Origin of the sequence: Nocardia camponoti (assembly GCF_014646135.1) — a bacterium.
GTDB classification, from domain to species: Bacteria; Actinomycetota; Actinomycetes; order Mycobacteriales; family Mycobacteriaceae; genus Nocardia; species Nocardia camponoti.
Genome location: NZ_BMMW01000003.1, coordinates 671111 through 684368, shown reverse-complemented (window position 1 = coordinate 684368; position 13258 = coordinate 671111). Strand labels below are relative to the sequence as shown.

The 13258-nt window shown below is 64.6% G+C and carries 11 protein-coding genes and 1 riboswitch; of the genes, 4 read left to right on the top strand and 7 right to left on the bottom strand.

Annotation, left to right across the window (positions count from 1 at the left end):
• Positions 1-107 precede the first annotated feature (107 nt).
• Positions 108-1811, top strand: a complete 1704-nt coding sequence (locus tag IEX78_RS18085) for a purine-cytosine permease family protein (protein ID WP_188830142.1) — start codon at positions 108-110, stop codon at positions 1809-1811.
• Between the two features lie 40 nt (positions 1812-1851).
• Here the strand turns inward: IEX78_RS18085 and IEX78_RS18080 are convergent, their stop codons facing one another.
• Complete coding sequence (locus tag IEX78_RS18080; RefSeq protein ID WP_188830141.1) at positions 1852-2922, bottom strand: substrate-binding domain-containing protein; 1071 nt, start codon at positions 2920-2922, stop codon at positions 1852-1854.
• Positions 2923-2983: 61 nt separating this feature from the next.
• Between IEX78_RS18080 and IEX78_RS18075 the strand changes: the two genes are divergently transcribed.
• Positions 2984-3433, top strand: a complete 450-nt coding sequence (locus IEX78_RS18075; RefSeq protein ID WP_188830140.1) for a MarR family winged helix-turn-helix transcriptional regulator — start codon at positions 2984-2986, stop codon at positions 3431-3433.
• Between the two features lie 57 nt (positions 3434-3490).
• Here the strand turns inward: IEX78_RS18075 and IEX78_RS18070 are convergent, their stop codons facing one another.
• Positions 3491-4519, bottom strand: a complete 1029-nt coding sequence (locus IEX78_RS18070) for an alpha/beta fold hydrolase (RefSeq protein WP_188830139.1) — start codon at positions 4517-4519, stop codon at positions 3491-3493.
• A 244-nt stretch (positions 4520-4763) separates the two neighbouring features.
• Between IEX78_RS18070 and IEX78_RS18065 the strand changes: the two genes are divergently transcribed.
• The gene (locus IEX78_RS18065; RefSeq protein WP_373291616.1) at positions 4764-5168 is read left to right on the top strand and encodes a DUF2752 domain-containing protein; all 405 of its coding nucleotides are present in this window, start codon (positions 4764-4766) and stop codon (positions 5166-5168) included.
• Here IEX78_RS18065 and IEX78_RS18060 read toward each other — a convergent pair.
• The 3 genes from IEX78_RS18060 to IEX78_RS18050 form a co-directional block, all read right to left on the bottom strand.
• Positions 5165-6502 (bottom strand): M1 family metallopeptidase, encoded by a 1338-nt coding sequence (locus tag IEX78_RS18060; protein WP_188830137.1) that lies wholly within the window; start codon positions 6500-6502, stop codon positions 5165-5167. The genes IEX78_RS18065 and IEX78_RS18060 overlap by 4 nt on opposite strands.
• Positions 6502-10416 carry a Pls/PosA family non-ribosomal peptide synthetase gene (locus tag IEX78_RS18055; protein WP_188830136.1) on the bottom strand — a complete coding sequence of 1305 codons (3915 nt, stop codon included), beginning with the start codon at positions 10414-10416 and terminating at the stop codon, positions 6502-6504. Before IEX78_RS18055 ends, IEX78_RS18060 begins: the two co-directional genes overlap by 1 nt.
• Before the next feature lie 148 nt (positions 10417-10564).
• The gene (locus IEX78_RS18050) at positions 10565-10990 is read right to left on the bottom strand and encodes a MarR family winged helix-turn-helix transcriptional regulator (RefSeq protein ID WP_188830135.1); all 426 of its coding nucleotides are present in this window, start codon (positions 10988-10990) and stop codon (positions 10565-10567) included.
• A gap of 142 nt (positions 10991-11132) precedes the next feature.
• Positions 11133-11247: riboswitch (SAM riboswitch) on the top strand.
• Between the two features lie 39 nt (positions 11248-11286).
• Between IEX78_RS18050 and IEX78_RS18045 the strand changes: the two genes are divergently transcribed.
• Entirely contained in the window at positions 11287-12603 is a 1317-nt protein-coding gene (locus IEX78_RS18045) for an aminotransferase class V-fold PLP-dependent enzyme (protein WP_188830134.1), read from the top strand.
• 4 nt (positions 12604-12607) lie between these two features.
• On the opposite strand, the gene IEX78_RS18040 is transcribed toward IEX78_RS18045, so the two are convergent.
• Both IEX78_RS18040 and IEX78_RS18035 read right to left on the bottom strand, forming a co-directional pair.
• Positions 12608-12877, bottom strand: coding sequence for a Txe/YoeB family addiction module toxin (locus IEX78_RS18040; protein ID WP_188830133.1), 270 nt, complete (start codon positions 12875-12877; stop codon positions 12608-12610).
• Positions 12870-13127, bottom strand: a complete 258-nt coding sequence (locus IEX78_RS18035) for a type II toxin-antitoxin system Phd/YefM family antitoxin (RefSeq protein WP_188830132.1) — start codon at positions 13125-13127, stop codon at positions 12870-12872. Before IEX78_RS18035 ends, IEX78_RS18040 begins: the two co-directional genes overlap by 8 nt.
• Between the last annotated feature and the right edge of the window lie 131 nt (positions 13128-13258).

Below are 13258 nucleotides of genomic sequence, written 5' to 3'. Positions count from 1 at the left end.
AAGTTTCATTTGAATTATCGCCGCTTGAAAATGATTGCCATAGCGTCTGCCATGCACGGCCATTGCCGCCGATGCGAGACAGCTGCGAAAAGCTAGGAGAACAACCGATGAGCACTGTGCAGGGCTCCACAGGGAGTAGGTGGTCGCGCTTCCAAGCGTGGGCCGCCAAGGACAACATCGAGGACTACTCACTTCGCTACGCCCCCAAGTCTTTCCGGCGCTGGACGCCAATGGCGTGCTCGGTGACCGCGCTTGGCGGCATCGCCTACCTGGCCGACTACTCGATCGGCGCGTCAATCGCGGTGACGCATGGGGCATCGAGTGCGGTCGTCGCGATCCTGGTCGCGGCCGTCACCATCTTCCTGACCGGCATCCCGATCTCGTACTACGCGGCCAAGTACAACCTCGACATGGACCTGCTGACCCGCGGCGCGGGCTTCGGCTACTTCGGCTCAACCCTCACGAGCCTCATCTACGCGAGCTTCTGTTTCATTTTCTTCGCGCTAGAGGGCGCGATCATGGCCCAAGCGATGCTGCTCGCGTTCGGGATGCCGCTCTGGCTTGGTTATTTGGTCGGCTCGATCGTCATCATTCCGCTCGTGCTCTATGGCATGGCCGCGCTAGCCAAGTTCCAAGTGTGGACGCAGCCGTTGTGGCTGATCCTGTTCGCCGCGCCGCTCGTGATGATCGCATCGGCCGACCCGACCGGCTTCGACGGCTTCCTCTCGTGGGCAGGTGACGGTGGCAGCGCCCGCGTGACCGCGATCGCCGTGGGTGCCGGTGCGGGCGTTGCCCTTTCGCTGATCGCGCAGATCGGTGAGCAGGTCGATTACCTGCGCTTCATGCCGGAGAAGTCCGAAACCCCGCGCTTGCGTTGGTGGGCGGCGATCCTCGCGGCCGGCCCAGGGTGGGTCATTCTTGGTGCGGCCAAGCAACTGTGCGGCGCATTCCTTGCGTTCTACGTGGCCGGTCAGGTCGGCTTCACCAAGGCGACTGAGCCGATCGAGCAGTTCCTCGGCGCGTACGGTTCGGTGATTCACAACCACGCGGTCGCGCTGACCATCGCGACGATCATGGTGCTGCTTTCCCAGGTCAAGATCAACGTGACCAACGCGTACTCGGGTTCGCTTTCGTGGTCGAACTTCTTCTCGCGCGTGCTGCACCTGCACCCGGGCCGCGTGGTGTGGCTTGGCCTGCACATCGTGATCGCGACCTCGCTGATGCTCGCCAACATGTTCACCGTGCTCAACACGATCCTCGGCTTCTACTCCAACGTCGCCATCGCGTGGATCGGCGCGATCGTTGCCGACATGGTGATTAACAAGGGCATTCTCAAGATCAGCCCGTCCTACATCGAGTTCAAACGGGCCTACCTCTACCCGATCAACCCCGTTGGTTTCGGTTCGATGCTCGTTGGTTCCGCACTGTCGATCACCGCGTACTTCGGCGCGTTTGGACCGCTGCTCGCGGCGTGGTCGCCGTATCTTGCGCTCGCGGTGGCGATGGTCCTCGCGCCGATAATCGCGATCGCGACGAAGGGCAAGTACTACCTCGCGCGACCGAACCCGCTGCGTGAGGAAATCGAGAAGGAGCCGCTGTGGGCAGGGCAAACCCTGCTCGACGTGGTCGACGGCAAGCGCTACGAACTGCCCGACATGGTGCACGACTGCCCGTTCCACGGTGGGCCGATCTCGTCGCTGACCTGCACGTTGACTAAGGGTTGCCACGAGCAGTGCCAGTCGCCGTCCTACGCCAACACCGTCGGTGCGGTCGAGCTTGGTCTGCCGAGTTCGCGTGCTGCGGTGAGCTGAGGTTGCGGTCCCGACCGGAAGTGGGGACTGGTCGGGACAGCTAGGAAGTCAGTTCAGTGAGCACGCTGAATTGCAGAGCGTCGGCGTCGGCTAGGTATACCGGTTGGGTGGTGTGGGCACCACGAACGGTGACCTCGCCGCGCGGACCGCGATAACTCACGCGTCCGGCATTGCGCTCGATCGCGCGCAGATCGAGGCTGCGGGCCGACTCGGCAAGCGCCGCGAACAGCAGTACGCCCTCGTAACAGGACTCGCCGATGTTGTTGAGTGCTGGCGCGCTTGTGCCGAACCGCTTGGTGTATCGACTACCGAAATCCATTGCGGCAGGCGAAACTACGCCTTCGAAGTAGCCGGACGCGGTGAGTAATCCGCGGGTGGACCGTGCCCCGCCCGCGTAAAGGACATCTTCACCGATCATCATCGACAGTCGCAAACGGTCGCTGTCGAGCCCGGCGCGGGCGAATGCCTGATTGAACGCGGCGCAGTCGGCACCAACCATGAACAGCAGCACGCCCTGCGCGGTCGAGTTACGGATGAGCTCTAGTGCTTGGCCAAAACGACGTCCGCCCAGGGGAATATAGGTTTCACCCACAATGGAAATATTCGCGCTAGCGGCGAATTCGCGGGTAGCCCTTGCGGTTTCGCGCGGCCACACGTAGTCGTTGCCGACGATCGCCCACCGACTAACGCCGAGTTCCTCGCGTAGCCACCGCAGCGCGGGAAACAGTTGCTGTTCGGGTGTTTCGCCAACCATGTAAACCCCGTCGGAGTCCTCGCCGCCCTCGTAAAAGGTGGTGTAGACGTAGGGCACCCGACCTGCGGTCTGCGGCGTAATTGCCTTACGCGCGTTCGAAAGATGCCAGCCGACAACGCCATCGACGCGCGACTCACTGACAAGTTGATCCACTTGCCCCGCGAGTTGCGGTAATGGCGCACCAGCATCGACGAGGTGCAACCGCACTGGTCGGTCAAGAATCCCGCCCGCGCTATTGATGTCTTCGACCGCGAGGGTCGCGCACGCTTCCGACGAAGGCCCGAACATGCCAGCTGGACCACTCAACGGGATTACCAACGCTAGGTCGACCGTGTCGCGGGGCGGGTGCGCAGTCATAAGTCACCACCGATATTTTCATTCGAATATGCCCCATACGGCTTTGTATATAGTTGGCGTTGTGGACGATAGTAGTACCGGACCAGCCGCGCTCGCTGAGTTGGCGCGATCACTGCGGCAGGTATCGCAGGAGCTAGATCGATCCCTCGCGCGATCGGTTGGGGAAGCGTCAATCGCGCGATTCCACGTGCTCGCGGCCCTCTCCGACGGAGTTGGCCGCTCAATGTCGCAGCTTGGGGACTCGACGCTGCTCACGGGCGCCACGCTCACGCGGCTGGTCGACGCGATGATCAACGACAATCTGGTCCTGCGCAAAGTCGACGACGAAGACCGACGGCGCGTACTCGTCTACCCAACTCGACGGGGCACGCTCACCTACGAGGTGATGACGCGCGCGATCGAGCAAAGCGGGCTTACGGTCGCATCGGCCGAACGTAAGCGGCTTACCGACGCCCTTGACGCCGTGCTCGACCGGGTGCGCCTTGCCGACAGCGATCCGGCGAAGTTGTAGAGATTCAAGACCCTCCCGGATCGGTCGCCGTTGACCGTCCGGGAGATCCGACTCGGGTCAGAGTGCGGCGACGTTGCGGCGGGTGGCCCGAGAGACTGTTGCGGTGTGAGCGATATGGCGCAGTACTGAGTTGAACGCGGTCGTATCTTCGACGTTGCTCAGGTGGCCGTGGGGCAGGATGTGGAAGTCGGCCAAGTTGCCGGTGCGGCGCAGCGTATCTACCAAAGGGCGCGAAAGGCGTTGGGGGAGCAGGCGATCGCCCGCGCTCGCGATCACCGTGGTTGGCACGTTCAGGTTGGCGGTGCCTTCGCTGAGGTCCATGTCGGCCATCGCGGCGGCGTGACGGCCACGGGCCAGCGGGCGACAAGAGCGGATGATGCCGATCGCGAAGTTGACCTCGTCGTCGGTGGCGTCGGGGGTGAGCACGCGGTAGCGCATGATCTGCTCGGTGAGCCAGCCCGCGGGGATGGGCAGCGGCGCGAACAGCAGCGACTCGCTGACCGGTTGCGGCATCCGCACCGGAACGCCACCGACGGTCACCGCGTACTTACCGATGGTGAGCTGCTTGTTCAGCACCGGCGCGAGGTCGGTTTCCCAGCGGATGTCGGCGTTGGCGGTGTTGGCGAGCAACACGGCCGACGCACGCTCACCGACCTGGGCCGGGTAGTGCTTGGCCCATGCCTGGATGGTCAGGCCGCCCATGCTGTGGCCCGCGATCACGGCTTTTTCGCCAGGTTGCAGCGTTGCGTCGAGGACGGCGACGAGGTCGCTGGCAAGAGTGTGCTCGCTCGGGGCGGTGCTGCCGAGGGTCGATTCGCCGTGGCCGCGCTGGTCGTAGGCGACGACGCGGTAGTCGTCGGCGAACTCGCGGATCTGCGGGTGCCAGTATTCGATGCTGCATGCCCACCCGTGGATGAGGACCAGCGTGGGGGCCGATTCCTTGCCGTAAACGTGAACTCGGAGATCGGCACCGTCGTCGGTGCGTACGGTTTTCGCTGCGGCAGGCTGCGACGGCGTGTTCAGCTTGGCGGTCGCGAAAGTGCGATTACGCAGCTGGTTACGGGTCGCGTGGGACAAGGCAAACATCACGGCACTCCTTTGTGTCGTAGGCCACGGTACCGCGCGAACTCCGCGCTAGCTAGTGTTAGCGAGTCACAGTGTCCCAGTTGTTGTTGTCCACATCACCCGGGCCGCTCATCTAGTGAAATCGTCTCTCTCGCACAGATGATTACCGCTTGCCAGATATCGATTTGGCCGCTAGCTAACGCGAACCAGCGGCGCTAACGTAGTGAACGTGGATACCTCTGCCGACCTGCGGCCAGCCGAGCCGTTGCCCGCGTGGCGACGCTTTAGCGGCCCGACGATCGCCGCGGGTCTCGGCGTTGGCGCACTCGTTTTGCTGCACGTGCGCGACCCACACGTCGAAGGTTCGTACGGCATCTGCCCGGTATATGGCCTGTTCGGGCTGTATTGCCCCGGGTGCGGCGGCATGCGCGCGATGCACAATCTGACCAACGGTCATCTCATCGACTCGCTGCACAGCAATATCCTCGCCATCCCGCTCACCGTCGCGTTCGCGGTGTGGGTCACCGACTGGTTCTTGCGCGCGCGACACGGGCAGAAGTGGCGATTACCCCGCTTGCATCCTGCGGTCGTGTGGGGGTTCTTCGCGCTGCTCACCGTCTACACGGTCCTGCGCAACACCCCGTGGGGGACGTGGATCACGCCCGTCTAACCGCCACCAACCGGCGGTAACTGCGGCAGCGGCTTGGTGCCCAACCAGGCGGCGAACAACCCGCGCAACGGCGTGAACGTGTAGTGACCAGCCAAATCGACGAAGTCCTCGGTGGTCACCGAACCATGCCGGTACCGGCTTGTCCACTCGCGAACAAGGTCGAAAAACATCTTGTCGCGCAGTTCAAGACGCAACGCGTGCAGGGTGAGCGCGCCGCGCTTGTAGACGCGATCGTCGAACATGTCTTGCGGACCCGGATCGCCGACGATGATGTCTTGCGGCTGCCGCGCCAAATTCGTGCGCGCTGCCCGCGCGAGCTGGTCGGCGGTCGGGCCGCCTGACGCTTCCGACCACAACCATTCCGCATAACAGGCGAAGCCTTCGTGCAGCCAGATGTCACGCCACTGGCCGAGGGTGAGGCTGTTGCCGAACCACTGATGCGCGAGTTCGTGCGCGACCAGGCGTTCGGAACCGCGACGCCCGTCGCAGTGGTTCGCGCCGAAAATCGAAATGCCCTGGGCTTCGATCGGGATGTCGAGCTCGTCATCGGTGACGACGACGGTGTAGCTGTCGAACGGGTACGGCCCGAACTTCTCGGTGAACAGCGCCATCATTTCGGGCTGTCGGGCGAAGTCGTGCTCGAACTCGGCGCGCAACCGGGGCGGGAGCACCGCGTCCATCGGCACGGGCTCGCCAACGGTGCCGACGCGATACTTGCGGTAGTTGCCGATCTGGACGGTCGCCAAGTAGGCGGCCATCGGCGCCGACATCTCGTATTCCCACGTCGTCTGGCTCGCCTTCGCCTGCTTGCGCAGCAGCTTGCCGTTGGCGAGCGCGAAGAACGGGGTATCAGTGGTGATCGAAATGCGGTATGTCGCTTTGGAACTCGGGTGATCGTCGCACGGGAACCACGACGCGGCACCGTTCGGCTGACTCGCGACAAGCGCGCCCTCGGTGAGTTCTTCCCAGCCGACCTCACCCCACGGCCCACGCACCGGTCGCGGCGTTCCGGCGTAAACGACGGTGATCTCAAGGACGCCACCCGCCGGAATCTTGTGCTGCGGCGTGACGGTGAGCTTGCCGTTCGAATGGGTGAACTTCGCTGCCTTTGACCCGTTGACCAGCACCTTCGACACCGAAAGCGAAGGAGAAAGGTCGAGGCTGTAGCGCGGCTGGACGCCCGTTGTGACGGCGATGATCACTGCGCGACCGGAAAGCCGGTTGCTCGCTGGCCGGTAGGTGATGTCGAGTTCATAGCGCGAGACGCGATAGCCCCGATTGCCGTTTTGCGGCAGGTACGGGTCGATCGGGGTCGTGTTGACGGTCTGTGGCATCAGGCGACCCCGGACTGCCTCGACTCATGGGTTGCGACGGGGTCGGTCGCCGAGGTCCACGGCGCGATCGGGTTGCCCCACCAGCGCGTCCACGGCGGAACGACGTCGCCACGCATCACGAGCGAAGCCGGTCCGATGGTCGCGCCCGCGCCGATTTGGGCGGCGGGAAGGGCGACGCAATGCGGCCCGAGGGTCGCGCCAGCGCCGAGAGTCACCGTGTCCATCGCCATGATGCGATCGTGGAAAAGATGCGTTTGCACAACGCAGCCACGTTCGACCGTCGCGCCGTCACCGAGTGTCACCAGGTCTGCCTCCGGAAGCCAATAGGACTCGCACCATACCCCGCGGCCGATCTTGGCACCGAGTCCGCGAAGCCACAGATTCATGACGGGCGTACCAGTTGCGGCACGGGCGAACCACGGCGCGGCAACGGTCTCGACGAAGGCGTCCGACACCTCGTTGCGCCACACGAACGAACTCCACAGCGGGTGTTCAACAGCGCGAATACGACCGACAAGCGCCCACTTCGCGGCAACGGCGATCGCGCCTGCGACGGCACCGGCGACCATCAATACGAGACCCGAAACCAGCGCGGCGACAAGGTAATTCGTCTGTTCCGCCACAAACGCGAGCGCGAACAAAACACCAAGCCCGATCGCGAACGTGACCATCACCGGGATCAGCCGGCACGTTTCGACGATCGCACGCGCCAACTTCAACTTCAGCGGCGGATTGAAAGTCCTTGAGGTATCGGAAGATTCGGCAGCGCGACGCAACCGCACCGGCGGGCTACCCAGCCACGACGACCCCGCCTTCGCCTTGCTAGGCGCAGCCGAAAGGACCGCTACCAAGCCATTTTTCGGCACTCGACGCCCCGGCGCGGTCATGCCTGAGTTGCCGAGGAACGCGCGTTTGCCGACCTTTGCCTCACCGATGCGCAGCCAGCCGCCGCCAAGTTCGTAACTGCCGATCATGGTGTCGTCGGCGAGGAAGGCGCCGTCGGCGACAACGGTGAATTTCGGAAGGAGCAGCACGGTCGACGCTTCGACGTTCTTGCCGATCCGCGCGCCAAGCAGTCGCAGCCAGACGGGCGTGAGCAGGCTCGCGTACAGGGGGAACAGGAAGGTGCGCGCGGAGTCGAGCAGGCGTTCGGTGGCCCACACCTGCCAGCCCGTGCGGCTGCGGACCGGGTGGTAGCCCTCGCGCAGGCCGATGCTGAGGAGTCGAACTGCGATCACGGTCGCGATGGCGTAGACGCCGAGCGAAAGTAGCGTCGCGACCGGCAGGATCGCGAACGCACGCAACGCTGCCTGACCGATGCTCGTCTCTTCGCGAATCCACCACGCGATGAACGTGCCGCCGACGGCGAGACCGAACACCGGCATCGCGGCGAGCAGCATCGACGACAGCGCGAAAACAACAAGCCAGTGCCGCGCGCGTTCGGGCTCATGCGACGGCCAGCGACGTGGCGCTTTGCCCGTCTTGACCGCGGGCGAGCCGCCCCATTCCTGCTCAGCCTTGACCTTGCCGGCCACCGCCGAGCCTGCCGCGATCTCCGCGCGCTTACCAATCTTGGTGCCGGGCAACAGGGTTGACCGCGCGCCGATCACCGCGCCTTCGCCGATGCTGATGCCGCCGATGTGGACGAGGTCGCCGTCGACCCAGTAGCCCGACAGGTCGACCTCGGGTTCCACGCTCGCGCCGTCGCCCAGGTCGAGCATGCCGGTGACCGGGGGCAGCGAATGCAGGTCGACACCCTTGCCGATGCGCGCGCCCAACGCACGCGCAAACGGGACCATCAGCGGTGCGCCAGAAAGACTTTCCGCGCCGCTGGCTTCGGAAAGCCGCACGGCTGCCCACAGTCGCAGATGCACCGCTGACCCGCGCGGGTACGTGCCGGGCTTGAGCCCGGCGAGCAACAGACGCGCGCCCGCGACGCAAATACTCATGCGACCGATCGGCGAGATGAACAGAATGAACGCGACCAAAATCCACCACCACGACAGGCGCGGCAGCCACGGCAGCGAACCCGACCAGCCCGCGATGCCCGAAACCACGGCGAGCCACGTGACCCATTGCAGGCCGGTAAGGGTGGTGAGCGGGATCGTCGCGAGCACCTGAACGAGTTGAGCGCGACGCGGCGTCGGGACGACCTCGCGCACGTCAGCAACGGCGACCGGCGCGCTGCCGTCGAGGAAACTGACGAGCGCGCCAAGGCGCGGGTGCTCGTACAGCTGCGCGACGGTGACGTGCGGGAATCGCTCGCGCAACGCGCCGACGAGCTGCGCCGCCGAAAGGGAACCGCCGCCCAGATCGAAGAAATCGGCGTCGGGGCTGGTGACTTCGGCGCCGAGGATCGCGTCCCACTGGTGCGCGACCCAGGCGGCCGTGCCGGTCAGCGAGGTGTCGGCTTCGGTTTTGGGCAGCGGCCACGGCAGGGCGTTGCGGTCGACCTTGCCTGACGTGCGGGTCGGCAGGTCGGCGACGACGGCGAGTCGCGGGACGAGCGGAGCGGGCAGTTGCTCGGCGAGGATCGCGCGGGCAGCCTTCACGTCGAAGTCGGAGGCCGCGCCGGTGAGGTAACCGACAAGAATCTTGTTGCCCGCCTTGGTTGTTCGGATAGCGGCAGCCGCGCCGGTGATGCCGGGAAGGTTTTGCAGGGCGTTGTCGATTTCGCCGAGCTCGATCCGTCGGCCGCCGATCTTGATCTGGTCGTCAGCGCGACCGAGGAAGATCAGGCCTTCGCTGTCGTTGCGCACCAAATCGCCACTGCGGTAAGCGCGTTCCCACCCGAGCGACGGAAGCGGTGCGTACTTTTCGGCGTCTTTCGCGGCGTCAAGGTAGCGAGCGAGGCCGACGCCGCCGATCACTAGTTCGCCCGTCTCGCCTTCGGGGACCGGATTGCCTTGCGGGTCAACGACAGTCAGGTCCCAGCCGTCGAGCGGTAGCCCGATGCGGACGGGGCCCTTACCGTCGAGCTGGGCGGCGCATGCGACGACGGTCGCTTCGGTTGGGCCATAGGTGTTCCAGACTTCGCGCTCGCCGTCAGTGAGGCGTTCGGCCAGCTCTGGTGGCACTGCTTCGCCGCCAAAGATCAAGAGGCGCACGGACTCTAAGGCTTCAGCGGGCCATGTCGCGGCGAGAGTGGGGACGGTCGAAACGACACTGATGCCGCGTCGCATTAGCCACGGGCCGAGGTCGGCACCGGTGCGGACGAGGTCGCGTGGGGCGGGGACCAGGCACGCGCCATTGCGCCACGCGAGCCACATCTCTTCGCATGACGCGTCGAAAGCTACTGAGAGCCCGGCTAATACGCGGTCGCCGGGGCCAATTCGCTTGTCGGTGCAGAAGAGTCGCGTTTCGGCGTCGACGAACGCGGCGGCGTTGTGGTGCGTGACCGCGACGCCTTTCGGGGTGCCGGTCGAGCCGGAGGTGAAGATGATCCACGCGTCGTCGTCGGGGGAGGGGAGGGTGTTCCAGTGATGCGGCTCGCCGGGAACCGTTGTCGCCGACTCGATTCCGTCGCCGGTCGCGATCGCCGAAACGCGCGCTTCGCCGAAAACCAGGCGGGCGCGTTCCTCGGGGTCGTCGGCGTCAACGGGGACATACGCCGCGCCGGAATAGAGCACAGCGAGAATCGTGATGTAGAGCGCGGCCGAACCCGACGGCATCCGCACACCAACGCGATCACCTGGGCGAACGCCCGCGTCAGCGAGCTCGGCCATGCGCGCCTCGACGGCGGCGATGAGCTCAAGGTAAGTCAGGACTGTTTCGCCGTCGTCGATCGCGGGCGCGTCGGGGAAGGCCATCGCGGTTGCGGTGACGATGTCGACCAGCGTGCGTTCCGGCGCGGCCATCGCGGCGCGCAGCAGCGGATTGCTGCCGGTCAAGTCGGGCAGGTGTGGCTCGAGCATTGCGCTGCGTCCACCTCTCATCGGGTGACCCCCATCGGTGTCGTTTAGTTCTTTCACAGTCGGGTTACCGAAGGGCAAACGGTGCGGAAGCATCAAATGCCAACGGTACTCGGCGCGCTTGCTGTTGCGTGGTATCCGTTTCGGCCGGTCAGATCGGCGATTCGGTGACGCCTTGGAGTGCTTTGGTGACGAGCCGACTGAGCGTGGCTCGCTCGTCTTTGGCGAGGTCGCCCAAGACGCGATCGGTGGCTTCGGCGATCACCTTGTCGACGCGTTTGCATTGTTTGCGGCCGGCGTCGGTGATGGTGAGGCGGTACTTGCGGCGATCTTTGCCGTCGCGGGTGCGTTCCACCAGACCAGCGGTTTCGAGCGCGTCGACCACCCGGACGACCTCACTGCGGTCGATGCCGAGGGTTTCGCCGACCTTCTTTTGCGAGAGGTCGGGGTTATCGGCGACGAAGGTAAGCACCCAGTGGTCGCGCAATGGCACGCCGATTTCGGCATGCAGCGCCTTGGTGAGGCGAGCGAGCGCGTACACGGGGTAGCGCTGCGGGCCGCTCAAGCTCGATGACATTTGGCTGACTCTAACAGATAGTGGGGGAACTCAATCATTGAGGGTTGCGACTGTGGCGTGTTGCGCCTGTTGGCAATCTTGGGGCAACTGCTCGGAAAGTCGCGGTTGACAGAGTTTGGGGGCATCTGTCACTCTCGAAACAGGTCACGAGTACCAGCGATAAGCCCCGGCTAGCTGGTCGGCAACCCTCCTCCGCGGTGGGGTGCTCCGGGTGACGACCAGGCTGGCGTCCGCAGTGGGCGCGGCAAGCGCGGACCCTTCTTAGCTTGGGTCCCTGAACCGACGGGATACCTCTCATGACTGCCGTTATCGACCCCACCTGTGCCTTGGCCACCGTTTCCGGTGCCGACCTGCAGGTGCCGCTCGTGCAAGGTGGCACCGCGACCTACGCCAACTTCGACTACGCCGCTTCGGCACCCGCATTAGCGCAGGTCACCGACCGGATCGCTGAGCTGCTGCCCTACTACGCCAGCGTGCATCGCGGGGCTGGGTACGCGTCGCGGATCTCGACCGAATGCTACGAAGCGTCGCGCGGGGCTGTGGCTAGTTTCCTCGATGCTGACGCTGACCAGGTTGTTGTTTTCACGCGCAACACCACCGACTCGCTGAACCTGCTCGCAGGGTGTGTACCAGGGGAAACGGTGGTGCTCGACATTGAGCATCACGCGAATTTCCTGCCGTGGGCGGCGAAGGGTCGTCGGGTTGTCGCGGCTGCGGACACGGTCGAGGAAACGATTGGCCGGGTTGTCGCTGAGTTGTGCGCGCGACCCGCTGCGTTGCTCGCGGTGACCGGGGCTTCGAATGTGACCGGCGAGGTGTTGCCGCTTGAGCGCCTGGCCACCGTCGCGCATTTGTGTGGCGCGCGGATCTTGGTCGATGCCGCCCAGTTGGCTCCGCACCGTCGGATTAGCTTGCGCGACACCAGTATTGACTACATCGCGTTCTCCGGCCACAAGCTGTACGCGCCGTTTGGGGCCGGAGTGCTTGTCGGACGGCGTGATTGGTTGGACTCGGCCGCGCCGTACTTAGCTGGAGGCGGGGCTGTTCGTGAGGTTTCCGTATCGGATGTTTCGTGGGCTCCGGCACCGCAGCGACACGAAGCTGGCTCGCCAAATGTGTTGGGCGCGGCGGCGATCGCGGCCGCGTGTGCCGCGCTGAGTTCGTTTGATGCCGACGAGTTGGTCGCGCACGAGCGGTTCCTCGCCGACCGGTTGCGTGATGGGTTGGCGGCTGTTCCTGGCGTTTCGATTGTTCGACTGTTCCCCGACAGCCCGGATTGCGTTGGGATCGTGTGTTTCACCGTCGACGGGTTCGCGCCGGGCAAGGTGGCCGCGTACTTGTCGGCTGAGCACGCGATCGGCGTACGTGACGGGCGCTTTTGCGCACACCCGCTGTTGGCGAGCCTCGGCTTGTCCGCCGCTTTGCGGGCGAGCATCGGGTTGGGGACGACAGCGGCCGACGTCGACCGGCTGATCGAGGCGATCGCCACGTTGGTTACGCGCGGGCCGAGTTGGGAGTACGCGGCGGTCGACGGGCTGTGGGGGCCGTCGCCGGAAACGCGCCCGTTGACGGCGAGTTCGCCTGCGGGAGCCGCGCCTTGCTTGGTTGAGTGAAGGGCTACTCCGCGTAGTGCCCGCCCACCGCGATGACAATCACCTCGGTGTCGGTCACCCGATAGATGATGCGGTGTTCTCGGGTAATCCGCCGAGACCAATGCCCAGCCAGCTGGTGTTTCAACGGCTCGGGCTTGCCCACCCCGGTAAAAGGGTCATCGAGAATCGCGGCTATTAGCTTGTTCGCGGCCTTGAGGACATTCCGATCGCGATTGAGCCACGAAGCGTAGGTATTCCAGCCGTATGCCGTGAATACCAGCTTTCGCTCAGACATCGGGATCGATCAGTTCGTGTGCGGTGAACTTGCCCTCGTATCCAGCTCGGGCGGACTCAAGCAGCTCGACGCCACCGTGGGTGGCAAGCACGTAGAGCGTCTCCTGGATGGAATTCCAGTCGGATTCCGCTACCAGGACGGCATTTTCGCCAGACTTCGTCACGACGGTTACGACGTCGTGGTCGTCATTCACCTGCTGAACTAGCTTGAACAGGTTTTGGCGTGCGGTCGAGATCGGTAGCGCAGTCATGGTTCCCTCACATAGGTCGTACAAAATATTGTACGACTTTGGAAGTCTGAGGTAAATAGCTGCGGGACGCGCGGGCAAGTCCACGTCGTGGGGTTGGCATTTTCGTGCGGGTTCGGGACGGAACAGGCCGA